This window comes from Propioniciclava sp. MC1595 (assembly GCF_017569205.1).
GTDB lineage: Bacteria > Actinomycetota > Actinomycetes > Propionibacteriales > Propionibacteriaceae > Propioniciclava.
Map to the genome: position 1 here is coordinate 1,749,636 of NZ_CP071870.1, position 25,981 is coordinate 1,775,616.

Below are 25,981 nucleotides of genomic sequence, written 5' to 3' on the forward strand. Positions count from 1 at the left end.
CCGAGGGGGCGACCTCCGATGGTGCGCGATGACGAGACCGCCCGAGTCCCCCGGGTGGACAAGATGACGTACCTCACCCAGCTACGCGGACGCCATGACCTGACACCGGCCGACGTTCGCCTACTCGTGGCCGTCTGGACCTACACCGACGCCTGGGGCCGAAACGCGTTCCCCGGGAACAAGAAGCTCGCGGCCGACGTGTGCCTAAGCCCGCGAAACGGTCCGAAGGAGATCACCGCGCGACTCCGCGACCTGGTCGCGCGCGGCTACCTCGTCGTGACCGCACCCGGCGGTTCCGTCGCCGGCGGTGAACGTCGAGCGACGAACTACGCCTTGGCGCTTCCGCCGGCCACCCGGGGGGCTGACACCCCCCGGTCCGACCCGACCACAGGGGGGGCTGAGCCCCCCCTGTCGGGCGACGACGACCGGGGGGGCTGGGACCTCCCGACCGGGGGGGCTGACGCCTCCCGACCGGGGGGGCTGAGCCCCACCCCATCAAGTCATAGATCAGATCAAGATCATCATCACGCGCGCGAGTTCGACACGGGGCCCCGTGATGATGATGATCGAGGGCTCAAAGAACACACCGACGACGTCGGACCCGTCACGGCCGCCGAGGTCGCCGAGATCATCGCCGAAGCCGCTCGGGCCGGGAAGTCGTGGCAAGCGTCCGGCGTCCGATCGAACGCCTCGACCCTGACCGCCGAGATTGGCCGTGCCGAGGCCGTGCGCCGTCTCCTGGCCGCCGCAGCAGACCCGGCCGCCCGAACGCCGAGGGTCGCGGGGTTCTCGAAGTACGCCGCGGCGTCCGCCGAGCGCGTCGAGACGGTCGAGGGGCCGCGGGAACCCGCGTGCCGGACGTGTGGGCTCGTGGAACGTGTCTGCTCCCGCACCCTGGGCAGCGATCACGAGTTCGAGCCGGCCGACGACACCCGCGACGACGTCGAGCCGACACCGACCCGTCGAGGCGCGGCCGGTGACCCCGACACGCTCGGGAACCTCGTCGAGGGGGTGCTCCGACGATGACGACCCTCACCGACCCCGAGGGGCAGGCCCTCGTCGCCCTCGGGATCGCGGTCGCCGCACGTGCCGGGAAGACGTGGGATCCGCCCGGCACGGCCGCGGCCGTCCGCAAGCTCGCCGAACAAGGCGACCGACCCTCGACGATCCTCGCGAAGCTCGAAACCGCCGCAGCGGATCCGAACGCGCGAACGCCGGACGCCGCCCTGTGGACCAAGTTCGGGAACGCCCGGCCGCGCGCGAACGCCGACGATCCGGCCGAACCCGTGTGCGTCCACTGCCGGCACACCCGGGAGGGGTGCGCGCGAGCGCAGGCCCTCGTCCCACCGGCGCAACGGTTCGCCCACGAGTTCACGACGCGCAGCGGGACGCACGAGCCGAGGCCGACCCGCCTCCGACCCTCCGAACGGACGCCGGACGCCCTGGACGACGTCGGGGGGCCGTCGTGAGCCGCCGCAACGAGACGCCGCGCGGGCCCGGGCCGCAGCTCGTCGCCCTGCTCGACGCGATCCGCCAGCTCGACGAGCCGCCCCCCTGCACCGAGCCGAGCATCCGCGACGAGTTCACCCATGACGACGCGACCCGCCGGGCCGTCGCCCGCCGGCACTGCGAGGGCTGTCCCGTCCTCGTCGCGTGCCTGGACGCCGCCCGAGCCGAACGCGCGTTCGGCGTGTGGGCCGGCCGAGACCACGACCCGACACGACCCGATCGCGACACCACCGGAGAGGACACCACACCATGCCCAAGCGCGACCCGTTCAAGCTCCCGACGACCGACGCCCGGATCCACGAGGACGACCACGACGCGGCCGTGACCCGTGTCGCCCGCCGGATCCTGGCCGGCGTCCCGTTCGAGGGAGCCAACCCGGCCGACCTCCGACGCGCGCTCGCTGGCCGCGACCGGCACCTGTTCGACGAGGCCCTGCGCCGGCTCACGTGGGGGCAACGCGTCGAGATCGTCGAGACGTGGAACGGCGAGCGGCTCGTCGTCCCCGTGTACGCGCTGGACGGGCTCGACGCGCCCGGGATCCTCCGCGACGTCCTCGACGAGGTCGGCCGCCTGCAGGACACGGTCCGGACGCTGCTCCGGGCCGTCGAGGGCCGACCGTGAGCACCAGCGGCCGCCCGTACGCCTACCGGGAGCCGGCCGGGAGCCTGGTCCGCGCGCCGCTCCCGCTCGCGTGCGGCCGTTGCGGGGCGCGGATCGAACCGGGCCGCTACCTCGTCCTCGAGCACGACGAGGTCCCCGTGTGCGGCCGCGACCTGGCCCGCCTGGGGCTCGCCGACGTGCTCACGGTGGCTGAGGCCGCCGACGAGCTCGCGCGGCTCGTGGACGCCGGACGCCTCCCCGAGGGGCTCGCCACGATCGCCGCGACCGCCGGACGTGCGGCCGCCTCGTGGGCCCGCGATCGTGTGGACGCCGCCCTCCGCGCGCACCGAACGGCCCGGACGCCCCGACCCCTCGACGACGAGGACGAGCCGGACGGGCTCGACGATGGGTAGGCCGACGCTCGTCGAGGACGTCCCCCTCGACGCCGAGTTCGTCGCCGACGCGCTCGCGGCCGCCCGCGACGCCCGCCTGCTCGACGACGTCCGCGCCCGGGCCGGCACCCGGACCGCGTTCCGATCCGCGCCGATCGACGAGGCGATTCGACGACTCCGCGCCGTAGTCGTGCGCGCCGACGCACAACAAGGGGCCGTTGCCTCGACCCCGGCCGCCTGGGTGACGCCTACTGAGTACGGAAGGATCCACGACCGGCACCCCGAGACCGTGCGCCGTTGGATCCGACAAGGCCGATTCACCGCCGGCGAGACCCGGAACGACAACACCGGGCGGACCCTCGTCCGGCTCGACGCGGAACCCCCGCGAGACAGGAGAACCAACCATGAACCGCACCCGGGCACTGTCCGTCAAGCTGAACGCCCCCGTCGACGACCGCACGGCCGACGACCTCCGAACCGGCGTGACTGACCTCGCGGCATCCGCCACCGCCCCCAGCATCGGCCGGGCCGAACGCCTGGCCCGCGCCGCCCGTGCGGCCGAGCACGCCCGCAACCTGGCCGACGTCGTCCCCCTCCTCGACCCCTACGCGGGCACCGAGCACAACCGGATGGCCGACCTCCAGACCGTCGCCACCCGAGCACTCGCCGGCGAGACCGAACTCGACGGCGCGGTCGCCGAGCGCCTCCTCCGCGCCGAACAGTTCGACCGGCTCACCCACGCCACCCGCGCGGCCGCGAACCTGACCGGCCTCCGGCCCGGCTCGATCGCGCCCACCGTCGAGTTCGTGACCCCGGCCCGCTGGCTCGCCGCCTACGCCCTCCCCGCGGCCGGACTCGGACCGATCGACACCATCCCCGCCTGGGGCAACGGCATCCCCGCCGCAACGCTCAACCCCGGATTCGACAACCCGATCACCGGGGCCGACCTCGACGTCGCCGGCGACCCCCTGCCCTGGTCGCTCGTCGGGTTCGGCGTGAACACGTCGCGCCAGCGGTTCGACTGGGCCGCCGACAAGGGAGCCGAGTCCGAGCGCCTGTTCCTCGCGGCCGTGCACAAGGGACTGGAGAAGGCCCTCCTCGACGCCCTCGCGGCCGCCGCACCCGCGGCCGCGTCGTTCGAGGCCGCCGAGGTCGCCGCCGGCGCAACCGACTACGCCGCCGACCTCGTCGTCGTGAACCCGCAGGACGCCCCCAAGGTCACCCGCGCCTACGCGACCGCGTTCGACGGCTCCGACACCCTTCCGCCGCGGATCCTCCCGACCGCCGGCGCAACCAAGGGGACCGCGCTCGTCATGGCCTCCCCGGCCGTGTACGCCGTCGCCTCCCGCGTCGAGTGGGTTTCCGCGACCCGGCCCCGTGAGTGGGGCGTGGACGTCGCCGCCCTCATGTGGGGCCGCGCTCGCGTCCGGATCCCCGGGGCCGTGCAGAAGGTCGTCGTCGCGTGATCGCCGTCGAGCCCCAGCGCACCGCGCCCACCGTCGAGTGGATGCCCGACCGGGCCCGCTCCGAACGGGAACCCGCCTACGCCGACACGGTCCGCGAGTTCGTCGCCCACCGGCTGCCCTGGGCAACCTGGACGACCGCCGCGATCATCGTCGAGGACGGCGTCCGCTGGCTCGTCGCCGAGTCCCGGTTCGACACGGACGGCGACGCGCTCCGCGACCGGGCCGGACGACCCACCACCCGGACGGCGTCCGTCCCGCTGGCCCCCGACGAGGTCGGACCATGACCGGCCGCTACCACGCCGACCTCGTCGCCCCCACCCCGAGCACTCGACCGGCGAACCCGGACCCGTTCGTGCGGGCCGTCGCGGCCCTCCTCGAGGACGGCGTCCCCACCCGCGACGCCCAGCGCACCGTGGACGCGATCCGCAACCGGGAGCCCGACGCCTACCCGGACGCCCTCGCCCGCCACGGCCGACACGTTCACCCGCTCACCGCCGCGCACCACGCGGCCCAAACCCGGACGCCCTGAGCGTCCGAACCGCCGCGATGCTGGCCCGCTAGTCGTGGGCGGGCCCCGCGGCCGCCGGCCCCGAGACGACTCCTCGGGAACCCTCGGGGCCGGCACCCCCAGACGGCCGCGAGTGGAACCGCGGTCCGTGGCCCGGGGCTCCCCCTGCTGCACCTTCGGATCGGGCGCGTTCCGCAGGGGTCGAGCCCCGGACCACACCCCCCACCCCCACCACCGGAAGGGAGACCCCCACCATGAACCCCGGCACCCTCGCCCCCCGCCGCGGCACCCACGCCTGGAAACAACTCCGCCACGCCTGGCAACTCCGCATCGACACCAACAACGGCTGGCACTGCCGACGCTGCCTCGGACCAATCCCGCCACTCGACCCCAACGCCTGGCAACTCGGACACCCCGACGACACCACCAACCCAACCGACCGGATCCTCCTCGTCGAGATCGAACCCGAACACCCGAACTGCAACGCAAGCGCCGGCGCGGCCGAAGGAAACCGCAACCGCGACCCCGACCGACGCAAACCACCACCACCAAGCCGACAATGGCTCTGAACGACCCCCGGAACGGCCCGTGAGACGATCACGGGCCGTTCGCGTGTCCGTGGTCGTAGGCGAGCGCCGGGGGCCGCAGGACGGCCGCGTCGGGCCGGAGGGGGCCGTTTTTTCCTCGTCGAGGGGGTCGAGCGCAACCCCGGCCGCGATGTTGTCTCTCTCTCCCGGCCGTCGCCCTCGTCTGTCGGGTGGGCCTTGACGCCCCGTTGCCCGTGGGCGGCCCGTAACGGGCCCTAGGACGGCCGAACGGGTCGAGTCCGAGGACACGCGGAAGTGTCCGTGATCGCGTCAGAACGGCCGGGGGTGTCCTCGTGGGTTCGTCGGCGTCCGGCCCCTCGTGGTCCGGTTCCTCGTCGGCGTCCGGCCCTGGTCGGCGTCGGGCCGAGCGTGACGGTTCGTCGGCGACCGGGGTGTCACGCCCCCGTCACGGGCTCGTCACGGCGTGACAGGCGGTTCTGACTTGGGCGGCCGTCGAGCGACGGCACCCCGCCGGGAGCACGATCGCTACTTGCACGGATCTTGCACGCGGCCCCGATCCTGGGCATGAAAGAACCCGCTCCCCCTAGTGGGAAGCGGGTTCGGCACGTCGGGCTGACAGGATTTGAACCTGCGACCCCTTGACCCCCAGTCAAGTGCGCTACCAAGCTGCGCTACAGCCCGCCCGCGGTCAGGGTGACCCGACCACGGCGATGAACGTTACACCACCGGGGCCCCGCATGCAGAATCGGCCCACACCGCGTGGCGCGCCGAGAATCTCGGTTCGGTCACGAAGCACTATTGCCAAGGCGAGATGGCAGCCCCGAAGCTGGTCCGACCGGGCGCCGTGCCCGGTTGTGAACAGGAGGACCCGATGACTGACCAGCCGCTGGATCCCCGCGACGACCGTCTCGACGACGTGGACGCCCCGCGCGACGCGGTGCTCGACCCCGACCAGCCCGTGGTCGACCTCGACCGCGTCGACGACGAGGTCGACGGCGAGCACGAGACCGCTGACGACAAGTACATCCAGGTGGTCGATGGACGCCCCGAGACCCTCGGCGTGGAGCCGAAGGACGGCGCCGTCCCGGACGCGCCCCGTGACGACGAGCTCGGCTTCAAGGGCGACATGTACACCACCGAACCCGGCACCGAGGGCTCCTCGCGCGCCTGAGTGGCCCCTGTCGGCGATCGCGCCGACGGCACCCCGATCCCGGTCCGGGCGGTGGCAGGATGGCCCCATGGCCACCGACTTCGACGCCGCCGCCCGGACGTGGGACTCCCCCGAGAAGGTGGACCGCTCCTCCAGGATCGCCGAGGCGATTGCGGACGCCGTGCCCCTCGACCCCACTGGAGCGGCCTGGACTACGGCTGCGGCACCGGGCAGCTCACCTGGCACCTCGGGGACCGGATCCACCACCCGGTCGACCTGGCCTACTCGGCGATGGCGTTGCACCACATCCCTGACACCGCAGCGGTGCTCGGGAACCTGACCGCGAGCCTGCACCCGGGAGGCTGGGTGGCACTGGCCGACCTCGACGCCGACCCCGCGAACACGTTCCACGCCGACGACTTCGACGGCCACCGGGGCATCGACCGGCACGCCCTGGCCGCCTCACTGCGCGAGCTGGGCTACCTCGATGTCGCCGAGCGCACCGCGCTGCGGGTCACCAAGGCCAAGCACGGGACGGACCACACCCACGACATCTTCCTGGTCACGGGGCGACGGCCGGGCTGAGCTCCTCGCGCGCACGCTCCGCGTCCCGCCCGCTGCCGGCCTGGACGGCCGCCACGCCCGCGAGCAGCACCGTGCCGCCCAGCAGTTGCACCGGTCCGGGCAGCTCGCCCAGCAGGAGCCAAGCCCACGCGACGGCGAACACGACCTCCGTGAGGCCCACGAACGACGCCACCGTGGGGCCCAGGCGCCGGGCGGCGATGAACCCGGTCACGTAGGCCAGTGCGGCCGCCACGACGACGAGTTCGAGCAGCGGCACCCACCACGGGTACGTGCCGCCGAAGAGCCGGACGTCGGCGGTCCCGAACCGCAGCGGCACCAGCCCGGTGAGGCCGGCCACGAGCAGGGCCACCGCCCCCACGCCGAGCCCGGCCGACACGAAGGCCAGCGGCGGGATGCCGGAGGTCTCGGCCGAGGTCACGTAGTAGACCGCCATGCCGGTGGCGGCGAACAGGCCCCAGGCGACGCCCCGCAGGTCGGCCCCGGCTAGGTCGGCCGGGTTCAGGATCACGGCCAGCCCGGCCACCGCCAACGCCATGCCCACCAGGGTCAGCGGCCCCGGGCGGCGCAACGTCCGCGCCCAGACGTAGAGCACGACCAGCACCACGCCGAGGTACTCCAGCATCAGGGCGATGCCGACCTCGATGTAGGTGATGGCGTTGAAGTAGGCCACCTGGACGGCGGCGCCACCGAAGAGCCCGTACATGAGGATGGGGCGCCACTTCTCGCGCAGGACGTGCCAGCGCCCGCGTAGCGCGAGGGCCGCCAGCGGCGCCAGCACCAGCGAGGCGAGCCCGAGCCGCACGATCACCGCGGCGGCGGGCGACCAGCCCGACTCCAGCAGCGGCCGGGCGAAGGAGCCGGACGTGGCGAACATCGCCGCCGAGGCGAGCGCGACCGCCAGCCCGACGGCGCGGACCCCGGGCTGTGGCGTCATGCGTTCATCCCGCGGGCGGCGACCGCCCACCGGTCCACGAGGCCGCCGTCGGCGAGGACCGCGTACTCGTCGACCAGGTTGACCGCGTTGCACGCGTGGTTGGGCACGACCCGCACGGTCGAACCCAGCGGCGGCAGCGGGCGTCCGGCCAGGTCGGCCACCGCGTGGTGCTCGGACAGGATGACGATCCGCGCCTCGGGGTGGTCCAGCAGGCGACCGAACCCGGACGCCCACGCCGGCCGGTCCGCGCCCAGCACCTTGGAGCCCGAGTCGAGCACGAGGCGGCCGCCCGCGTGGCTGACCACGGTGGCGTGGCAGGTCAGCGCGATCTGGTCGGGGGTGCAGGAACCCAGCTCCCACTGCTGGGCGTCGTTGAAGACGTACACGCCGGGCCGCGACTCGGTCAGGCCGTCGCCGGTCTCGGCCAGGCTGGGCGTCGACCCGCCCGACAGCACCACCGGCTCGATCCCGGCGGCGCGCAGGGCCTCGGCCGCGGACGCCAGCGCCCCGGCCTCTCCCCCTGCCGCCGCCGCCCGGCCGCCCGGGGCGTAGCTGTGGCCCGGGAACGTGAACGCCCCGAGCACCTCCAGCCCGCCCTCGACGGCACCGGCCGCCACCTCGCCTGCGGCCTCGGGCGCCACACCGGAGCGGTGGTGGCCCGAGTCGACCTCCACGAGCCCGGTGACCCCCGTGCCGGCCAACCGGCGTGCCGCCTCGACCGAGTCGAAGCCGACCCGGAGCGTGGCCCGCTCGGCCAACCGCGCCAACCGACGCCGGCGGTCGTCGTCGAGCCACAGCGGGTACGCGACGAAGAGGTCGTCGAAGCCCTGCTGGGCGAACACCTCGGCCTCGCCGACGGTGGCCACGGTGAGGCCGCCGACCCCGGCGTCCTCCTGCATGTGGGCGATCTCGGGGCTCTTGTGCGTCTTCACGTGGGGGCGCAAGGCGAGGCCGCGGTCGTCGGCCCAGGCCGCGACGCGCTCGATGTTGGCCTGCAGGACGGGAAGGTCGATCGCCAGGAACGGCGTTGGGGGCAGACGGTCGACCATGTCAGCGCTTGCGCTTCTCCCGCGCCCGGACCTCGACGTTCACCGGGCTGCCCACGAAGCCGAACTCCTCGCGCAGGCGACGCTCGACGAACCGCTCGTACTGCGGGTCGAGCTTGCCGGAGGTGAACAGCACGAAGGTCGGCGGGCAAGCCTGCGCCTGCGTGCCGAAGAGGATCCGCGGCTGCTTGCCCGACCGCACGGGGTGCGGGTGGGCGGCGGCCACGCGGCCCAGGAAGCTGTTGAGGTTGCCCGTGGTGACGCGGGTCTCCCAGCCCTCGAGGGCGGCGTCCACGGCCTTCTTGAGCTTGTCGACGTTGCGGCCGGTCAGGGCCGAGATGTTCACGTGCGGCGCCCAGCTGAAGGCGTGGATGTCGCGCTCGACCTCGCGCTCGAGGTAGCGGCGGCGCTCGTCGTCGGTGAGGTCCCACTTGTTGTAGGCGATGACCATGGCCTTGCCGGCGTCCTCGACCATGCTCAGGATCTTGAGGTCCTGGTCGGAGATCGTCTCGGAGGCGTCGATGATCACCACGCACACCTCGGCGCGCTCGATCGCCTGCTGGGTGCGCAGCGAGGCGTAGTACTCGTGGCCCGAGGCCTCCTTGACCCGGCGGCGCAGGCCGGCGGTGTCGATGAAGCGGTAGACCTCGCCGCCCAGCTCGACCAGCTCGTCGACCGGGTCGACGGTGGTGCCGGACGCGTTGTCGACCACCGAGCGCTGCTGGCCCGACAGCTTGTTCAGCAGCGAGCTCTTGCCGACGTTGGGCTTGCCGACGATCGCGACACGGCGGGGCCCCCCGATCTCGTCGTAGTCGGCCTCGGGCGCCTCCGGCAGGGCGTCCAGGACGGCGTCCAGCAGGTCGCCGGACCCACGGCCGTGCAGCGCCGAGACCGGGTAGGGCTCGCCCAGACCGAGGTTCCACATGGACGCCGCCTCGGCCTCCAGGCGCTGGTCGTCGACCTTGTTCGCCGCGAGCACCACCGGCTTCTTGGCACGGCGCAGCACGCGCACGACGGCCTCGTCCTCGTCGGTGATGCCGACGGTCGCGTCGACGACGAACAGCACTGCGTCGGCGGCGCCGATGGCCAGCTCGGCCTGCTCGGCGATCTGCGCGGCCATGCCCTGGGCGTCCGAGACCCAGCCGCCGGTGTCGACGATCACGAAGTCGCGGCCGTTCCAGGTCGCGTCGTAGCTCACCCGGTCGCGGGTGACGCCGGGCTTGTCCTGCACGACGGCCTCGCGGCGGCCGATGACGCGGTTGACGAGCTGGGACTTGCCGACGTTCGGGCGTCCGACGACGGCCAGGACGGGCTTGATCTCGGTCACGGGCGGGACTCCTCGGCCAGGTCGGTGATGGCGTCGACGACCTCGGCCAGGGTCATGTCGGACGTGTCGAGCAGCTGGACGCCGTCGGCGGCGGTCTGGAAGTCCACCAGCGTGGAGTCGTCGCGGTCGCGACGCAGGACCTGGTCGCGCAGCTGGTCCTCGGTGATCTTCCCGGCCATGTCGCCGGCGCGGCGGCGCAGGCGCGCCTCGGGCGAGGCGGTGAGCAGGATGCGCAGGTCGGCGTCGGGGTAGACGACGGTGGTGATGTCGCGGCCCTCGGCGACGCAACCGCGCGGGTCGGAGTCCATGAGCGCCCGCTGGCGCCGCACCATGTCGGCACGGCACTCGGGGATCGTGGAGACCGCCGAGACGTTCTGCGCGGTGCGCGGCTCGCGGATCTCGGCGGTGACGTCGCGCCCGTTCACCCGCACCCAGCGCTCGTCGGGGTCGAGGCTGAGCTCGATGTCGGCGCTCGTGGTGGCCTCGATCACGGCCGCGGTGTCGTCGGGGCTGACCCCGGCGTCCAGGAACGCCACGGCCACCGCGCGGTACATCGCGCCGGTGTCGAGGTAGGACAGTCCCAGGCGCCGGGCCACCGCGCGGGCGGTCGTCGACTTGCCGGACCCGCTGGGTCCGTCGATGGCGATCACGAGGCGGTCGTCGGGCACCGGGGCAGTCTACCGGCGCAGGGTCACGCCGTGGGACGCACGTTCCAGCCGGCCGCCGTCATCGCCGCGGTCAGAGGCTCGGCGGCCGTGGCCTCGACGTGCACGGCCAGCCAGCCGCGCTCGGCCTGGGTGTCGTGGTCGATGGTGACGTCCTCGACGTTGACCCCGGCGGCCTCCACGTCGGCGAACAGGCGCGCGAGTGAGCCGGGGGCGTCCGGGATCTCGACGACGACCTCGGCCCAGTCGGCCGGCAGCGAGCCGTGCTTGCCCGGGATCGCGCGCGTGCCGGTGCGGCCGCGGTCGAGGAAGGCCTCGACCGCGTCGGGGTCGTCGATGGTCTCGATGAGGCGGCCGAGGTCGGCGTGCAGCTCCTGCAGCTCGATGCGCAGGGCGCGGTGGTTGGCCGAGATGATCTGACGCCACAGCTTGGGATCGCCGCCCGCGATGCGGGTGACGTCGCGCAGGCCCTGGCCGGCCAGCGTGAGGTGCTCGGCGGGCAGGTCGAGCAGGCCCCCGGCCACGAGGGCGCTCATCAGCTGGGGCACGTGGGAGACCTGGCCGACGGCCTCGTCGTGGTGCTGGGCGGCCATGGTCGTCAGGCGGGCGCCGCACACCTCGGCGACGCGGCGGACCACGAGCACCGACTGGGCCGCCGACGTGTCGTGGGGCGTGATCACCCAGGTCCGGTCTTCGAAGAGGTCGGCCCGGGCGGTGAGGGGCCCGTCCTTGGCGGAGCCGGCCATGGGGTGCGACCCGCAGTAGCGGGCCAGGTCGGCGCCGGTCGCGCGCAGCGCCTGCAGCACGACGCCCTTGACCGAGCCCACGTCGGTGACCGTGGCCTCGGGGAAGCGCTGCAGCGCCTCGAAGATGACCCCGGCGAGGGCCTGCGGCGGCGTCGCGACAACGACGAGGCGCACGGCCGTGGGGTCGACCGGCTCGACGCTCCCCGCACCGCGGGAGGCGGCCACGAGCGCGTGCGAGCGGCGCTTGTCCTCCAGGTGCACCTCGATGCCGGCGCGGCTCAGTGCCATCGCCACGGACGCCCCGACCAGCCCCGAGCCGATGACCACGGCCGGGCTGAGGTTGACCTCGATCACTGGCCGCCCTTCTGCACGAACCCCTTGACGTAGCTCTCGGCGTCCGACTCGAGCACCGTGTCGATCTCGTCGAGCAGCGCGTCGAGGTCGTCGACCTGCGCCTGCTTCACCACGAGCGGGGCCTCCTGCTCGCGCTCGACCGACGGCGTGCGCTGGCGCTGGATGCGTTCGCTCATGGTTCCCTCCGGTCGTGGCTCCGCACGAGTCTATCGACGCCGCCCTCGGTGGGTGCCCCGGCCGCCGTGTGCCGGAACGGGTCGGGCATCCGCAGGGTGTGCAGGGCGCGGCCGGAGTCGCGCACCAGCAGGGAGTCCCAGCCGGCGGCGACCACGTGGTCGACGTGGTCGCGCACCCACGTGCCGCGCGTGTGGGCGCGGGTGTCCGCGGGCGCGGTGGTCATGGCCCGTTCGACGTCGGCGGCGGCCGGGCCGGGTGCGAGGCGTCCGACGGCCAGGAGGCGTTCGGCGATGCCGCGCTCCCCCAGCTCGGCCCACGCGAGGTCGACCTGGGCCAGCTTGGGGTGGTCCCAGCCCAGCCCCTCGCGCTCGCGGTAGCCCTCGAGCAGGGCGAGCTTGGCTGCCCAGTCGAGCCGGTCGGCGACCCGGGCCGGGTCCGCGCGCAGGTCGTCCAGCACGGCGGTCCACGCGGTCAGGAGCTCGGACGCCTCGGCGAACGGCTCGCGCTCGGCCCACGCCGCGGCGGCGTCGCGGAGCCCCTCCTGGAGGTCGAGGACGGTGGCGGTCATGCCGTCCACGAGGGCCAGCGGGGCGGCGAGGGTGAGGTCGCGGCTCACGGCCCGGAACGCGCCGACCGGGTCGGCGAGGCGAGCCGCCGGGAGCGCCCCGTCCTCGAGCGCGCCCAGGCACAGCCCGAGCACCCCGACCGCGAGCCACGTCGCGAAGGGCGAGCGGGTGGCGTCCCCGGCGATGACGTGGAGGCGCCGCCAGTCCCGCGGCAGCGCGTGCGGCTCGTCGCGGGTGTTGACGATGCCACGCCGCTGGGTGGTGTCCAGGCCGCTCACGCGTTCGAAGAAGTCGGCGCGCTGGGACAGCTGGAAGCCGGGTCGCTCCGAGCCTTGGCCCAGGCCCACCCGGCCGGCGCCCCCGAGCACGGCGCGGGTGACGAGGATCGTGGGCAGGGTGCCCTCGACCGCCTCCCACGGGGTCGACCGGCGTAGCAGCACGTTCTCGTGGTAGCCGTAGCTGTTGCCCTTGCCGTCGGTGTTGTTCTTGTAGACCCGCACCGGCGTCCCCAGCTCGGCGCTCACGCGTGCGGCGGCCTCGGCGACGATGCGGTCCCCGGCCAGCTCGTGGACCAGCAGGTCGGTGGCCGAGGTGGTCTCGGGCGTGCAGTACTCGGGGTGGCCGTGGTCGACGTAGAAGCGGGCCCCGTTGCCCAGCACGCGGTGCCGGGAGTCCTCGACCACCGGGGTGGCCGGCACCCCGCACGCCTCGACGACGAGCGCCGAGAGGGCATGCGCGTCGAGGTCGGGACGCCCGGGCGCGGCGATCCCGTACTCGGTCTCGGTCCCCAGCAGGAGTGGCATGCGGGCATTGTCGCACCGCGCCGCTAGGGTGCTGGCCATGGGCCGCATCGCCGCTATCCTCGCCGACCTCGCGCTGGTCATCGTGTTCGTCATCATCGGTCGGGCCTCGCACAGCGAGGCCCTCGACTTCGACGGCATCCAGCGCACCGCGCTCCCGTTCCTGGCGGGCACGCTCATGGCGTGGATCGGCTTCCTGCTCAAGAAGCACAGCGGCCTCACGCTGAAGAACGGCCTGTTCGTCTGGGCGATGACGGTCGTGCTCGGCCTGACCTTCCGCCTGCTGCTCGGCGACACCGCCGAGATCGGTTTCGTCGTCGTCACCGCGCTCGTGCTGGCAGCGTTCCTGATCGGCTGGCGCGCCGTGCGGTGGCTGCTGCAGCGCAACAAGCCCGTGCCCCAGCGGGCGAAGGACCCGCGGCGGTCCGGCAACCCGGCCCGCCGCAACGCGGGCTGACTTAACTGCCCGCCCGGGCGTCCAGAGCCCGCACTCCCCCGCCGCGCGTCCCGCCGGCCAGGGTCCGCATGAACACGATCCGCTCGCCGCGGCGTCCGGACAGCTTCGCCCAGTCGTCGGGGTTGGTGGTGTTGGGCAGGTCCTCGTTCTGCTCGACCTCGGCCCGCACGGCGTCCAGCACGTGACCGCGGCGCACCCCGCGCTCGCCCCCGTCGAGCAGCTCCTTGATGGCGGCCTTCTTCGCCCGTGAGGCGATGTTGGCCAGCATCGCGCCCGAGGCGAAGTCGCCCACGTGGAGCACCTCGCGGTCGCCGCTGGCGTAGGTGACCTCGACGAACTCGTTGCGCGGGGTCTCGGCGTACAGGTCGGCCACCGCGTCGGCGATCACGGACGCCCTCAGCGCGGCCACACCGCCTGCCGAGGCCGCCTCGGCCCCGTTCCACGGCGTGGCGTCGGTGAGGGACAGCCCGAGGATCTCCGCCGCCCCGTCGCGGCTGGGCCGGTCGAGGCGGATCTTCACGTCGAGGCGTCCGGGGCGCAGGATGGCGGGATCAATCAGGTCCTCGCGGTTGGTCGCGCCGATCACGATGACGTTGGCCAGCGACTCGACGCCGTCGATCTCGGCGAGCAGCTGCGGCACGATCGTCGACTCGACGTCGGAGCTGACGCCCGAGCCGCGGGTGCGGAACAGCGAGTCCATCTCGTCGAAGAACACGATCACGGGGCGGCCGGCCTCGGCGACCTCGCGGGCGCGGGCGAAGGTGAGCCGGATCTGGCGCTCGGTCTCGCCGACGTACTTGTTGAGCAGCTCGGGGCCCTTGATGTTCAGGAACGACGACCCGGCCGAGTTGGCCACCGCCTTGGCGACCATGGTCTTGCCGCAGCCGGGGGGCCCGTAGAGCAGCACGCCCTTGGGGGCGGCCAGCCCGAACTCGGTGAACAGGTCCCGGTGCCGGAAGGGCAGCTCGACCGCGTCGCGGACCTGCGCGATCTGGTCGTCGAGCCCGCCGATGTCGGCCCAGCTCACGTCGGGGACCTCCTCCAGCGTGAGCTCCTCGACGTCGGTGCGGGCGACCGACGCCCAGGCGACCAGCGCGCGCCGGTCGGCCAGGAGCGACTCGCCCGGCGTGATCTCGGCGTCGCGCAGGGCGGCGCCCAGCTGGACGACGACCTCCTCGTCATTGGCGCCCGCCACCAAGGCCGACGTGGCGTCGAGGCGCTCGCGCACCCGCACCACCTCCCCGGCGGGCCGGTGGTCGGTGACGGCGACGACGACGAGGGCCTCGTTGACCAGGACCCCGGCCCCGACGCCCAGGCGCTCGACGGCGACGACCTCGGGGGCCACGGCGGCGCGCACGAGGCGTCCGCCGACGTGGACGTCGGCCAGCCCCGCCTCGGGCAGCCCGACCACGATCCCGAACTGCTGCGGCGGCAGCGCGAGCGCGGCCACCTGCTCCCGCAGGGCGAGGAGCTGGTCGCGGGCCTCCCGCAGGGTGACGTTGAGCTTGTCGTTGTGCTGGGCCAGGGCCCGGGCGTCCGCCCGCGCCTGCGCGAGCCGCCGTTCGGCGACCTCGGCGCGCAGGGCGACTTCGTCAGTCATGGGGGCAGCGTAGCCATTTCAGTGGCAACTTCCCCGTTACCTTTCTGGTGACCCCGTAGGGCGGGGTTACGGTCGCCGGGCCCGGCATGACTTACTGCCCCTGTCTCACGCATGATCCGGGGGGTGTTGTCACCGGGCCTGGTGGCGCCAGATGACCGCTGATAGGGACACGGCCTCAACACAGGTCTCTTCGTAACGTGGGTGCCGGCAGCTGACGCATCACCACTCCGACGACCGTCGTTTCGATGGAAGGATGGTGGCCGTCATGCACAACGACCTCGGCTTCGACATCTGGTGCGGGCTCGACGTGGGCAAGCAAGCCCACCATGCCTGCGCCCTCGACGCCGCCGGCAAGAAGGTGTTCGACAAGCCCTTGCCGCAGGACCAGTCCAAGCTCGAAGACTTGTTCACGAGGCTGTCCGAGCACGGTCGGGTGTTGGTGATCGTCGACCAGCCCAACACGATCGGCGCGCTGCCCATCGCCGTCGCCCGGTCGATGGGCATCCAGGTCGCCTACCTGCCAGGCCTCGCGATGCGAAGGGCCGCCGATCTCTATCCGGGCAACGCGAAGACCGACGCGCGCGACGCGTTCGTCATCGCCGACGCCGCTCGAACGATGCCGCACACCCTTCGCCGGGTCGACCTGGGCGAAGAGACCTTGGCGGAGTTGAAGGTTCTGGTCGGGTTCGATGAGGACCTGGCTGCGGAAGCGACTCGGTTGTCGAACCGGATCCGGGGACTGCTCACGCAGATCCATCCCGCGCTGGAACGCGTTGTCGGACCCCGATTGGCCACCAGGCAAGGCCTCGCTGTGATCGAGCAGCTCGGCGGACCCCAAGGCATGACCGCAGCATCGAAGTCCAAGCTGCTGCGGGTCATCACCAAAGCCAACCCGCGTCACGCCCAGAACTTCGCCGACGCCATCACCCAGGCCCTGTCCGAGCAGACCGTTGTTGTTGCCGGGACTGCCGCGGCCGAACAGGTTCTGCCGAAGCTCGCCGCTTCCCTGCGCCAGACGTTGGACCAGCGCTCCGAGTTGGCTGCGCAGGTCGAGAAGGTCGTTGATGCTCACCCTCTTGCCGAGGTCCTGACCTCGATGCCAGGCGTCGGGGTCAGGACCGCAGCACGGATCCTGCTCGACGTTGGCAACGCCTCCTTGTTCCCGACCGCCGGACACCTGGCCGCCTACGCCGGCCTCGCACCCATCACGCACCGCTCCGGAACCAGCATCCGGGGCGAGTTCCCAGCCAGATCGGGAAACAAGCACCTCAAACGGGCCCTGTTCCTGTCATCGTCCGCCGCGCTCAGATCCGATCCCGTCAGCAGGGCCTACTACGACCGGAAACGAGCCCAAGGCAAGAAACACAACGCCGCACTCATCTGCCTCTCCCGGCGCCGAGTCGATGTCCTGTTCGCCATGCTCAGAAACCGCGAGCCCTACCGGGCCCCCAACCCGACGCCACAACCCCTCGCAGCTTGACGAGAAACATAGGGACACCCCCCATCGGCACGAGCCGATCAGCCACGACCCCTGGCACACGCACGACGAACACCACCAGCACGAGCACGGCACGGCCGTGCCGACGGGAACCCGGCATCGGCATCGGCACCCGCCCATCGAGCACACCCACGAGCACGACCCGGACGCCCACCACCGACACCACGACCGGTGGGTCCGGCAGGTCGTCGACCCCGGCGGCTCCGCGGACGCCGGCCCGTCGGTCAGCCGACGGCGTCCACGGCGAAGAGCACCACCTGGTCGGGGTCGACCGGCGCGTGGGCCAGCCCCACCTCGGTCAGGATCCTTCCGGGGAGCTCGACCCCGGCGTGCGCCCCCTCGGGGCCGCCGCCGGACCTCTGTCCCACGGCCGTCCCCACGCCCCACCACGGAGGCGGGAACAGGCCGGATGGGGGGGTGCCCACCATCAGGGGGCGCACCCGGTACCGGCGGTCGGGGTCGAGGCCCGGGAAGCGCAGCCGGCCCAGCAGCACGACGTCCGCACGGTCCACGCTGGCGAAGGAGTAGAGCGCCCGCGACCGGTCCGGCGCGATGACGGCGGTCGCCGTCAGCGAGGCGTCGGGGAAGTCGAGCCGCACCAGGTCGCCACGGTGGAGCAGGTCGCGCTGCTGCTTGTGGAACGCGACCCATGCGGACAGCTCGGCCAGGTCACGCTCGGAGGCACGACGCAGGTCCCACTCGATGCCGAAGTGGCCGAAGAGCGCGGTGGCCGCGCGGAAGCCGAGGTCGTGGGTGCGGCCCGTGGTGTGCGAGGTGGGTGAGGCGACGTGGGAGCCCAGCAACTCGGGGGGGAGGAGTTGCGCCGTCCAGCGCTGCATCATCTGGCGTTCGTGGGGGTCGATGCAGTCCGACACCCACACCCGGTCGGTGCGCTGGAGGATGCCGAGGTCCACCCGCCCCCCGCCCGAGGAACACGACTCGATCTCCAACCGTGGGTGGGCCGCGCGGAGCTCGTCCAGCAGCCGGTAGACGGCCAGGGTCTGCGCGTGGACGCCGGGACGCCCGTCGGGGTGGCTGCCCGCGTCGACGAGGTCGCGGTTGTGGTCCCATTTCAGGTAGGCGATGTCGTACTCCGCGAGGATCGCGAACAGGGCGTCGCGGATGTGGGCGTAGCACTCCGGAATGCCCAGGTTCAGCACCTGCTGGTGGCGCGACGGGACGGGGGTCCGCCCTCCGGTCGCCATGACCCACTCCGGATGGGCGCGGGCGATGTCGGAGTCCAGGTTGACCATCTCCGGCTCGACCCACAGGCCGAACTGCATCCCCAACTGCGTGACCCTGTCGACCAGCGGGTGCAGCCCTTGCGGCCACACCTCGGGCGAGACCCACCAGTCGCCCAGCCCGGCGTGGTCGTCGCGGCGCGATCCGAACCAGCCGTCATCCAGGACGAACCGTTCGACGCCGATCGCGGCCGCCTTCTCGGCCAGTTCCACCAGCGGCTCCAGCCGGTGGTCGAAGTACACGGCCTCCCATGTGTTGAGGGTCACCGGCCGGGGCGTGGCGGGGTGCTGCGGCCGTGAGCGCAGGTAGCGGTGGAAGCGCCGGGCGACGGCGTCCAGCCCCGTCCCGTACGAGCCGTACACCCACGGCGAGGTGTAGCTCTCACCCTCGGTGAGCACCACCTCACCGGGGAGCAGCAGCTCCCCGCCGCCGACGACCTGCTCGCCAGTGGCCAAGCGTTCGGCGTAGTGGGTGTGGTTGCCGCTCCATCCGGTGTGCACCCCCCACACCTCCCCGTGGGCGAAGCCGAACCCCGGCGTCCCGGCGTGCAGCACGGTGGCCGCGTCGGCGCCCGTCCGGCCGCGGCGTCCCTCCCGGAGGTGGACGCCGACCGTGAAGCCGCGCCGTTGGGGCGAGCGTTCCCGGCCCCAGCGGCCGGAGAGGTCGAGGAGCTCCCGCGTCACCGGGGGGACGGGGTAGGCCAGCACCAGATCGTCCAGCTGGTAGGCCGTGGCGGCCAGGTTGGTGACCCGGGCCCGGGAGCGCAGCACGCCACCCGGCAGCAGTTCGACAAGCAGCAGCAGCCTCAGGCGGGCCACGTCGTCGACGGCGGCGACCTCGACGAGCGCGCACCCCCCGGCGACGACGGTCGCGTCGCCGCCCGGCGACTCGACCGCCCGGCCGGCCACGGTGAGGGCCGTGGTGGTGAACCTCGGTGACCAGTCCCGCCCGCCCCGCGAACCGCTGAGACCCGGGCGGCCGGCCCAGCCGGTCCACGACTCGGGGAGCAGCGCCACGCGGACCGGCTCGTCCACGATGTTCTGGGGGATGGGGTGGACGCCGCCCTCGACGAGGCGGAGGGCGTCCGCGGCGGACACCTCCCCGAGGTCGGCACCCCAGTGGGCGAGAGCCGGCAGCCGGCCCCGGGTGCAGTCCAGCAGCACGCTCACGCCTTCGGAGCGCAGGTGGACGAAGGCGTGGAGGGGGGTCGTGGTCATCGGGTCCTCCGGTGGGCGGGGGTGGTCAGCCGTCGGCACGGTCGACGTGGCCGACCCTGAACAGGACGGACGCCGCCACCGGACGCGGCCACAGCGCGTGTTCGGGCCGGACGTCCGGCCCGCACGAGCGGGAGCCGAGGCCGTGCTGTGCCAGGTCGAGGTAGAGGTGGACGCCGTGGGAGCGGGGAAGCTCGTGGGGGTGGCGGGCGGCCGTCCACTCCTCGGCGCTGTGGCGCGCCACCACGAAGCCGGGGCGGGCCCCGGCCACGGGGGTGGTGGTCACGCTGAACGAAGGCAGGCCCGCGCCGGCCAGCCGAAGTTCACGCAGCGCCTCGCGGTGCCCGCTCTCCTGCGGGACGGCGTACCGCACGGTGAGGTCGTCGACGGCGGCCGAGAACCGGCCCACGCGCGCGGCGACCCGGCTGTCGGCGTAGTTCTCGCCCGGGCCCGTGCCGAACCACGACGCCTCGGCGTACCCGGCGGGCAGCCGCAGGTGGACGCCCACGCGCGGCCACGTGACGGTCCAGCCCGCCGACGGCTGGACGTCGACGTCCAGCTGCAGGGCGCCGGCTGACCACCGCCACCGCTGCTCGACGGTCAGGTGCTGCGCCGAGTTGGCGGCGGCGAGCAGGTACCGCGTGGTGAGCCCGTCGGGCCCTGGCACCAGCGCCACGAGCCGCGGCTGCAGCCGGTCGAGCCCGGCCTCCCGCCACCGTTCGGCGGACGACGGCCCGTCGACGCCGAGCCCCATGGTCTCGGCCGGGTCGGCCAGCTCGTACGACCCGCGCGTCGCGAGGGAGTCGTTCTCGGTGGGGGCGCGCCACAGCGTGACCTCCCCGCCGAGGGCGGGGAGCGGGCCCACCGACAGCAGGTGTCCCCAGCGGTCGAACCGGGCCTCGCCGAGGGCGTACCCCCCGTCGTCGCTGGGGACGGCGGGCTCCGGGGCGGCCACCGGCGCGGCGGACGCCCCCGGCTCGACGACCCCGAGCGGCAGCTGTGCGGTGGTGACCACGTGCCCGGCCGTGGCCCACGGCGTCCGGTCGGCCAGGGCCGCGGTGACGGTGAGCCAGTGCTCACCCGCCGCGCCGCGGTCGAGGGTCGGTAGGGGCACGGACGTGGAGTCGCCTGCCGCAACCGGCGGTACGGCCAGGATCCCGGACGCCACCGCGCGGCCGTCGACCTCGTGCACCCACCCGAAGGTGAGGTCGCCGGTGTCGCCGTCGTGGCGCCGGTTGTCGACGGTCACCCCTTCGGCCGCCAGGACCACCTTGATGGGCGTCACCACCGCCGCGTACTCGGCGAGCATCGGGGTCGGCGTCCCGTCGGCCAGCACCATGCCGTCGCACACGAAGCTCCCGTCGTGGAAGACCTCGCCGAAGTCGCCGCCGTAGGCGTGGAACGGAGTGCCGTCGGCGGTGGCCGTGAGGATGCCGTGGTCGCGCCATTCCCACACGAAGCCGCCGTGGAGCGCCGGATGCGCGTCGAATGTGGCCTCGTACGTGGCGATCCCGCCGGCGCCGTTGCCCATCGCGTGGACGTACTCGCACTCGATGATCGGGCGACCCGGTCGCGTCCGGGTGAGCTCGACGAGTTCCTCGACGGTGGCGTACATGCGCGACACCACGTCGACGTACCGGTCGGTGTGGTCGTTCTCGTAGTGCACCGGACGCCCCGGGTCGCGCCGACGGATCCACGTGGCCATTGCGGCCAGGTTGCCCCCCTGCCCGGACTCGTTCCCGAGCGACCACGCGATGATGCAGGGATGGTTCTTGTCGCGCTCGACCATGCGGTGGGCGCGGTCGAGGTAGACCTCGCGCCAGTCGGGGTCGTCGGAGGGGTTGCCGACCCAGCCGTTCGTCTCGAAGCCGTGCGTCTCGAGGTCGCACTCGTCGATGACCCAGAAGCCCAACTCGTCCGCGAGGTCGAGCAGCACCGGGTGGGGCGGGTAGTGGCTGGTGCGGATCGCGTTGATGTTGTGCCGCTTCATGAGCAGCATCGCCTCGCGCACCTTCGGGGCGTCGAACACGCGGCCCTCGATCGGGTCGAAGTCGTGACGGTTCACGCCGCGGAGGCGGAGGCGGCGTCCGTTCACCAGCCAGGCGTCGCCCACGACCTCGACGCGACGGAAGCCCGTCCGCACCGTGACCGTCTCGGCGGCGTTCGCCACCACCACCTCGTACAGCCGGGGTACGTCGGCGCTCCACGGCTCGACGGGGCCGACGTCGAGGGCGTGTGCCGCCGCGGCGTCCCGAAGCTCGGCCTCCAGACCCAGCTCGGGGCACCTCACCCGCACGGGGTAGGCCTCCGGCGGGCACGACAGCTCGACGGTCAGGGTGCCGCGTCCGGTCGCAGGGTCGCGGTCGGCGCGTAGCCACACGTCGTCGAGGCCCGCGTCGGGGCGGTGCAGCAGGGTGACCTCGCGGAAGATCCCCGGAAGCCACCACTGGTCCTGGTCCTCGACGTACGACATGGCCGACCACTGGTGCACGCGGACCACCAGCACGTTCCCGCCCGCCCGGACCTGGTCCGTCACGTCCAGTTCCTGGCGCAGCCGGCTGCCGCGCACGACGCCGACCTCATGGCCGTTGAGCCAGACCCGGCCCAGCGACTCGAGCCCGTCGAACCGCAGCCACACGCGCCCGCCGGCGAGCCAGTCGGGCGGCAGCACGAAGCGCCGCCGGTGGTCGCCGGTCGGGTTCGCGTCCGGGACGTGCGGCGGGTCCAGCGGGAACGGGTACTTCACGTTCGTGTAGGCCGGACGCCCCCAGCGCCCGTCGCCGCGCAGCACCCAGTGCGACGGGACGTCGATGGCGTCCCAGCCCGAGTCGTCGAAGCCGGGGTCGGACGCCGCGGCGTCCGCCTCGCCGGCGCTCGGGTAGAGGCGGAACCGCCAGTCGCCGCACAGGTCGAGCACGGGAGAGTCGCTGTTCAGGTGCGCCCGTGGCGCCACACGGCGTCCGGAGCCGGGGGAGATCTCCTCGATGTAGGCGATGTCGGGAGAAGCGGTGGCAGGCATGGGTTCCTCGCTCGGGCGGGCGGTGGTGGTGGACGCGGGCGGCGTCCGGTGATGGTCGAGGTGGGTCGCGAACCCGCCCCCGGCTCGGCGCCGGGGGCGGGGTGGCGGGTCAGCCCTTGGTCGCCCCGACGGTGAGGCCGGCGACGAAGTGCTTCTGGAGCGCGAAGTAGATGATGATCGTCGGGTCTCCGTCACGAGGAACCGTTCCTGTCGCAGGGCATAGCCGCGGTCGCCCAGCTCGAGCAGGCCGGCCACCCCCGTGCGGATCCAGTGGTCCGGACGCGTCAGCTGCTGGGCTAGGTCGAGGTGCTCCTCGACGCCGTGGTACGCGTTGAGGGCCGGCACGTCGAGACGGCGGACCACCTGCTCCTCGTGCACGGCCGGGCGGTCGAGCGCGACGCACGTGGTGACGAACTGGTCGTCGCGCATGTACTGCCGGACGAGGTCGGCCTGCCAGCCGATGAAGCCGGTGACCAGCTCGTCCTGGTAGCGCCGCCAGGCCAGCGCGTACTGCGGTTGCAGGTTGCCGTCCGGACACCACAGCTCCGACCAGTCGCCGATTCGGTGCGACCAGTACACGAGTCCCCAGGCGCGGTTGAGGGTCTCGACGTCGCCGTAGCGCTCGCGCAGCCAGTCGAGGAACCCGACGAAGGTGTTGTGGTTGTGCAGCAGCATCGCGCCCGGCTCGTTGTCGACCTGGACCCCGATGACGGCCGGGTGTGCCGCGTACCGGGCCATCACGGCGCGGATGACGCGCTCGGCGTGGAACCGGAAGGCGGCGTGGGTGATGTCGACCTCCTGCCGCCGTCCCCAGCCCTGGGGCCGGCCCGTGGCGACGTCGCCCGCGATCTCGGGGTAGGTCCGCCACAGCCACGGCGGAACCGTATAGGTGGGCGTCCCCAGGATCACGCCGATTCCCTGGGCGTGGGCGCCGTCGAGCACGGGCTGCAGCCACTCGAGGTCGAACTCCCCGTTCCGGGGCTCCCAGGTGGACCACACCGACTCGCCGACGCGGATCACGTTGAAGTGAGCCGCGCGCATCAGGTCGAGGTCGCGCTCGAGGCTCGGCTGGTACTCCGGGTAGTAGGCAGCGCCGAGCCGCAGGGGGTGCGGGTGCTGGGCTGTGATCGTCATGGGACTTCCCGGGAGCTGGCCTACGAGACGGACCCAACGTTACCGGTAACATTTCGCATGTGGCAAGGGTTCCGGAAAAGTCGCTCCGTGGCTTTCAGGGTGCGGGGATGCCCCCGCCCGGGCGGCCCGTGGACGCGCGCGGGACGAGCTCCCCGACCGGCATCCCCAGGTCGGGCGGCCCGCCGCCGCCCTCCAGCGCCAAGAGCGCCTGCACCGTGTTGCGTCCCATACGGGGGAAGTCGACGGCCACCGTGGTGAGCGGCGGCCAGTAGTACGCCGTGTCCGCGATGCCGTCGTAGCCCGACACGCTGACGTCGTCCGGGACCCGGACGCCGTGCTCCTGCAGCCAGAACAGCGCCCCCAGAGCCAGTTGGTCGCTCGCCGCGACGATCGCGGTGGGGGCGTCCGCGTGGGGGTAGGACGCCATGGCCTCGTAGCCGGCGGCGGCGCCCCACAGCCCCTGGGTCTCGCCGCAGTTCGTCAGGCCCCGGCGGGCGAGCGTCTGCCGGTAGGCCTCGCGGCGGTTCCGTTCCGCCGGCCAGGAGACCGGGCCCCCGATGTGGAAGAAGCGTTCGTGGCCCAGGTCGGCGAGGTGGCTCACGACCCGGGCGAAGGGGTGTTGGAGGGCGCGGTCGTCGTCCGGGCCCAGGACGGGCTCGGCCTCCACGACCCACGGGACCCTCAGCCGTTCGAGCTGCAGCAGCCGCAGGATCGGGTCGGAGGGCGAGATGACCACGACCCCCGCCAGCATGGTGCGGTTCATCAGGCGGACGGCGTTCCGCAACGACACGTAGTCCTCCGGGTCGACGCGGAGGATGTCGAGGATGTAGCCCGCGGAGCGCGCGGCCTTGGCCGCCCCGGCCAGGATGCGCTGCGGCGCCCAGTCGTCGATGTCGAACACGAACGCACCGATCCGGTGCGACTTCTTCGTGGAGAGGGCCTGCGCGACGTCGTTGACCTGGTAGTCCAGGGCCTTCACCGCCTGCTCCACCCGCTCGCGGTTGCCGGGTCGCAGGGAATCGCCCTTGAGGTAGCGGGACACCGTCTGGTGGCTCACGCCCGCCGCCTCCGCGACGGTGTAGATCGTGGCGGGCCGGTCGGGCGGGCCGCCCTCCGGAGCGGAGGCCTCGATCGCCATGCTCGCCGTCACCTCCTCACGGGCGCCCGCGGCCCACCCGGAACGTTAGCGGTAACGCGTTGGCTCAGGCCACCCGGCCGCCGGGCGCGGACGCGCGGGCAACGAGGAACGCCGGGGGGTTGAACCCGTGCTCGGCGAAGGCCGAAGCCACGGCGTCCGCCACCCGCGACTCGGCCCCCCGCTCGACGAGCGCGATGGCCGAGCCCCCGAACCCGCCGCCGGTCATCCGGGCACCCCGGGCCCCGGCGTCGCGGGCGGCCGACACCGCGACGTCGAGCTCGCGGCAGCTGACCTCGTAGTCGCCCGCCAGCGAGGCGTGGGAGCCGTCCAGGTCGGGCCCGATCTCGGACAGCCGCGAGGCCGACACGAGGTCGATCACGCGGCGCACGCGCTCCTGCTCCGTGAAGACGTGCCGCGCGCGGCGAACCTCCTCCGGGTCGTCCAGCCGCGCGAGGGCGGCCTCCGGGTCGGCCACCTCGCACAGCGTCCGGACGGCGAGGCGCGCGGCCGCCCGCTCGCACGCGGCCCGCCGGCTCGCGTACTGGCCGTCGGCGAGGGCATGGGGGGCGCGGGTGTCGATCACCAGCACGGCGAGGCCCGCGGCGTCCAGGTCGAGCGGGACCTGCCGGACGGAGGCGTCACGGCTGTCGATGAGCAGGGCGTGCCCGGCGGTGGTGCGGAGCGCTGCGGCCTGGTCCATGCCGCCGGTCGCGGCCCCGGCCACCTCGTTCTCGGCGCGCACGCAGGCGGCCGCGAGCCGGGTGCGGCCCGCGTCGTCGGCGCCGAGGGTCCCGTCGTGGAAGAGCTCGTCGAGGGCCAGGGCGACCGCGGTCTCGAGGGCCGCGGAGGAGGAGAGCCCGGCGCCCAGGGGCACGCAGGAGGCGATCGCCGCGTCGAACCCGCCCACGGGGAGGCCCTCGTCGCGCAGGACCCAGGCGGGCCCGCCCGCGTACGCGATCCAGCCGGCCGCCCGGCCCGGGCCGAGGTCGTCCAGAGAGCCGGTCCACGGCTCGCCCGCGCCGAGATCCGAGACCAGCCGGACGAACTCGTCGTCGCGGCGCGCCAGCGCCACGAACGTGCGGTGGGGCAGCGCGAACGGCAGGCTGAAGCCGCCGTTGTAGTCGAGGTGCTCGCCGATCAGGTTCACCCGGCCGGGTGCGGCCCACACGCCGTCGGGCCGGCTGCCGTACGTGGCGAGGAAGAGTTCCGAGGCCCTCCGGACGCCTTCCGCGTCGTCCCAGGCGGGCAGGAGGGAAATGTGGTTCGACATGACCCGCAGCCTAATGCGCCCCGTTACCTTTCTGGT

Annotated in this window: 25 protein-coding genes and 1 tRNA gene; 13 read left to right on the forward strand and 13 right to left on the reverse strand. The window is 73.3% G+C overall.

What is annotated here, in order from left to right:
- Nucleotides 1-18: 18 nt before the first annotated feature.
- The 9 genes from J4N02_RS08315 to J4N02_RS08355 all read left to right on the forward strand — a co-directional run bounded on the left by J4N02_RS08315 (nucleotide 19) and on the right by J4N02_RS08355 (nucleotide 5,044).
- Complete coding sequence (locus J4N02_RS08315) at nucleotides 19-1,026, forward strand: helix-turn-helix domain-containing protein (protein ID WP_182815045.1); 1,008 nt, start codon at nucleotides 19-21, stop codon at nucleotides 1,024-1,026.
- Complete coding sequence (locus tag J4N02_RS08320; RefSeq protein ID WP_182815046.1) at nucleotides 1,023-1,469, forward strand: hypothetical protein; 447 nt, start codon at nucleotides 1,023-1,025, stop codon at nucleotides 1,467-1,469. The genes J4N02_RS08315 and J4N02_RS08320 overlap by 4 nt, the downstream gene beginning before the upstream one ends.
- Nucleotides 1,466-1,834 (forward strand): WhiB family transcriptional regulator, encoded by a 369-nt coding sequence (locus J4N02_RS17405; RefSeq protein WP_182815047.1) that lies wholly within the window; start codon nucleotides 1,466-1,468, stop codon nucleotides 1,832-1,834. The genes J4N02_RS08320 and J4N02_RS17405 overlap by 4 nt, the downstream gene beginning before the upstream one ends.
- Complete coding sequence (locus J4N02_RS08330) at nucleotides 1,759-2,130, forward strand: hypothetical protein (protein WP_182815048.1); 372 nt, start codon at nucleotides 1,759-1,761, stop codon at nucleotides 2,128-2,130. The genes J4N02_RS17405 and J4N02_RS08330 overlap by 76 nt, the downstream gene beginning before the upstream one ends.
- Nucleotides 2,127-2,522, forward strand: coding sequence for a hypothetical protein (locus tag J4N02_RS08335; protein WP_182815049.1), 396 nt, complete (start codon nucleotides 2,127-2,129; stop codon nucleotides 2,520-2,522). The genes J4N02_RS08330 and J4N02_RS08335 overlap by 4 nt, the downstream gene beginning before the upstream one ends.
- A gap of 383 nt (nucleotides 2,523-2,905) precedes the next feature.
- Entirely contained in the window at nucleotides 2,906-3,967 is a 1,062-nt protein-coding gene (locus J4N02_RS08340) for a hypothetical protein (RefSeq protein WP_182815050.1), read from the forward strand.
- Complete coding sequence (locus tag J4N02_RS08345) at nucleotides 3,964-4,251, forward strand: hypothetical protein (RefSeq protein WP_182815051.1); 288 nt, start codon at nucleotides 3,964-3,966, stop codon at nucleotides 4,249-4,251. The genes J4N02_RS08340 and J4N02_RS08345 overlap by 4 nt, the downstream gene beginning before the upstream one ends.
- Nucleotides 4,248-4,496 (forward strand): hypothetical protein, encoded by a 249-nt coding sequence (locus J4N02_RS08350; RefSeq protein WP_182815052.1) that lies wholly within the window; start codon nucleotides 4,248-4,250, stop codon nucleotides 4,494-4,496. Before J4N02_RS08345 ends, J4N02_RS08350 begins: the two co-directional genes overlap by 4 nt.
- A gap of 233 nt (nucleotides 4,497-4,729) precedes the next feature.
- On the forward strand, nucleotides 4,730-5,044 hold the full coding sequence (locus J4N02_RS08355) for a hypothetical protein (RefSeq protein WP_182815053.1): 315 nt from the start codon (nucleotides 4,730-4,732) through the stop codon (nucleotides 5,042-5,044).
- A gap of 586 nt (nucleotides 5,045-5,630) precedes the next feature.
- Here the strand turns inward: J4N02_RS08355 and J4N02_RS08360 are convergent.
- Nucleotides 5,631-5,704, reverse strand: a tRNA-Pro gene (locus J4N02_RS08360).
- 190 nt (nucleotides 5,705-5,894) lie between these two features.
- On the opposite strand from J4N02_RS08360, the gene J4N02_RS08365 reads away from it, so the two are divergent.
- Both J4N02_RS08365 and J4N02_RS08370 read left to right on the forward strand, forming a co-directional pair.
- Nucleotides 5,895-6,194, forward strand: coding sequence for a hypothetical protein (locus J4N02_RS08365; RefSeq protein WP_188334358.1), 300 nt, complete (start codon nucleotides 5,895-5,897; stop codon nucleotides 6,192-6,194).
- A 99-nt stretch (nucleotides 6,195-6,293) separates the two neighbouring features.
- Nucleotides 6,294-6,758, forward strand: coding sequence for a trans-aconitate 2-methyltransferase (locus tag J4N02_RS08370; RefSeq protein ID WP_208090907.1), 465 nt, complete (start codon nucleotides 6,294-6,296; stop codon nucleotides 6,756-6,758).
- Here the strand turns inward: J4N02_RS08370 and J4N02_RS08375 are convergent.
- Genes J4N02_RS08375 through J4N02_RS08405 form a run of 7 tightly spaced genes read right to left on the reverse strand, consistent with a single transcriptional unit; the run spans nucleotide 6,736 to nucleotide 13,376 of the window.
- Nucleotides 6,736-7,692 carry a DMT family transporter gene (locus J4N02_RS08375; protein ID WP_188334360.1) on the reverse strand — a complete coding sequence of 319 codons (957 nt, stop codon included), beginning with the start codon at nucleotides 7,690-7,692 and terminating at the stop codon, nucleotides 6,736-6,738. The two genes, J4N02_RS08370 and J4N02_RS08375, sit on opposite strands and share 23 nt — an antisense overlap.
- Nucleotides 7,689-8,741 carry an alanine racemase gene (locus tag J4N02_RS08380; RefSeq protein ID WP_182815057.1) on the reverse strand — a complete coding sequence of 351 codons (1,053 nt, stop codon included), beginning with the start codon at nucleotides 8,739-8,741 and terminating at the stop codon, nucleotides 7,689-7,691. The genes J4N02_RS08375 and J4N02_RS08380 overlap by 4 nt, the downstream gene beginning before the upstream one ends.
- 1 nt (nucleotide 8,742) lies before the next feature.
- Nucleotides 8,743-10,065 carry a ribosome biogenesis GTPase Der gene (der, locus tag J4N02_RS08385; RefSeq protein WP_188334361.1) on the reverse strand — a complete coding sequence of 441 codons (1,323 nt, stop codon included), beginning with the start codon at nucleotides 10,063-10,065 and terminating at the stop codon, nucleotides 8,743-8,745.
- Nucleotides 10,062-10,733: a (d)CMP kinase gene (cmk, locus tag J4N02_RS08390; RefSeq protein ID WP_188334362.1), complete on the reverse strand. Its 672-nt coding sequence runs from the start codon at nucleotides 10,731-10,733 to the stop codon at nucleotides 10,062-10,064. The genes der and cmk overlap by 4 nt, the downstream gene beginning before the upstream one ends.
- A 23-nt stretch (nucleotides 10,734-10,756) precedes the next feature.
- On the reverse strand, nucleotides 10,757-11,830 hold the full coding sequence (locus J4N02_RS08395; protein ID WP_188334363.1) for a prephenate dehydrogenase: 1,074 nt from the start codon (nucleotides 11,828-11,830) through the stop codon (nucleotides 10,757-10,759).
- Nucleotides 11,827-12,006: a ubiquitin-like protein Pup gene (locus J4N02_RS08400; protein ID WP_182815063.1), complete on the reverse strand. Its 180-nt coding sequence runs from the start codon at nucleotides 12,004-12,006 to the stop codon at nucleotides 11,827-11,829. The genes J4N02_RS08395 and J4N02_RS08400 overlap by 4 nt, the downstream gene beginning before the upstream one ends.
- A complete protein-coding gene (locus J4N02_RS08405; RefSeq protein WP_182815064.1) occupies nucleotides 12,003-13,376 on the reverse strand; it encodes a proteasome accessory factor PafA2 family protein in 1,374 nt (457 codons plus the stop codon). Before J4N02_RS08405 ends, J4N02_RS08400 begins: the two co-directional genes overlap by 4 nt.
- A gap of 37 nt (nucleotides 13,377-13,413) precedes the next feature.
- On the opposite strand from J4N02_RS08405, the gene J4N02_RS08410 reads away from it, so the two are divergent.
- Nucleotides 13,414-13,830: a DUF3054 domain-containing protein gene (locus J4N02_RS08410; protein ID WP_182815065.1), complete on the forward strand. Its 417-nt coding sequence runs from the start codon at nucleotides 13,414-13,416 to the stop codon at nucleotides 13,828-13,830.
- 1 nt (nucleotide 13,831) lies between these two features.
- On the opposite strand, the gene arc is transcribed toward J4N02_RS08410, so the two are convergent.
- Nucleotides 13,832-15,430 carry a proteasome ATPase gene (arc, locus tag J4N02_RS08415; protein WP_188334364.1) on the reverse strand — a complete coding sequence of 533 codons (1,599 nt, stop codon included), beginning with the start codon at nucleotides 15,428-15,430 and terminating at the stop codon, nucleotides 13,832-13,834.
- A gap of 265 nt (nucleotides 15,431-15,695) precedes the next feature.
- Between arc and J4N02_RS08420 the strand changes: the two genes are divergently transcribed.
- Complete coding sequence (locus J4N02_RS08420) at nucleotides 15,696-16,910, forward strand: IS110 family transposase (protein ID WP_208090908.1); 1,215 nt, start codon at nucleotides 15,696-15,698, stop codon at nucleotides 16,908-16,910.
- 242 nt (nucleotides 16,911-17,152) lie between these two features.
- Here J4N02_RS08420 and J4N02_RS08425 read toward each other — a convergent pair whose 3' ends face one another.
- The 4 genes from J4N02_RS08425 to galK all read right to left on the reverse strand — a co-directional run bounded on the left by J4N02_RS08425 (nucleotide 17,153) and on the right by galK (nucleotide 25,945).
- Entirely contained in the window at nucleotides 17,153-19,387 is a 2,235-nt protein-coding gene (locus J4N02_RS08425) for an alpha-galactosidase (RefSeq protein WP_188334781.1), read from the reverse strand.
- 25 nt (nucleotides 19,388-19,412) lie between these two features.
- Nucleotides 19,413-23,537 carry a glycoside hydrolase family 2 TIM barrel-domain containing protein gene (locus J4N02_RS08430; protein WP_188334782.1) on the reverse strand — a complete coding sequence of 1,375 codons (4,125 nt, stop codon included), beginning with the start codon at nucleotides 23,535-23,537 and terminating at the stop codon, nucleotides 19,413-19,415.
- Nucleotides 23,538-23,631: 94 nt separating this feature from the next.
- Nucleotides 23,632-24,675: a LacI family DNA-binding transcriptional regulator gene (locus J4N02_RS08435; protein ID WP_188334783.1), complete on the reverse strand. Its 1,044-nt coding sequence runs from the start codon at nucleotides 24,673-24,675 to the stop codon at nucleotides 23,632-23,634.
- A gap of 64 nt (nucleotides 24,676-24,739) precedes the next feature.
- Nucleotides 24,740-25,945, reverse strand: coding sequence for a galactokinase (gene galK / locus J4N02_RS08440; RefSeq protein ID WP_188334784.1), 1,206 nt, complete (start codon nucleotides 25,943-25,945; stop codon nucleotides 24,740-24,742).
- Nucleotides 25,946-25,981: the final 36 nt, after the last annotated feature.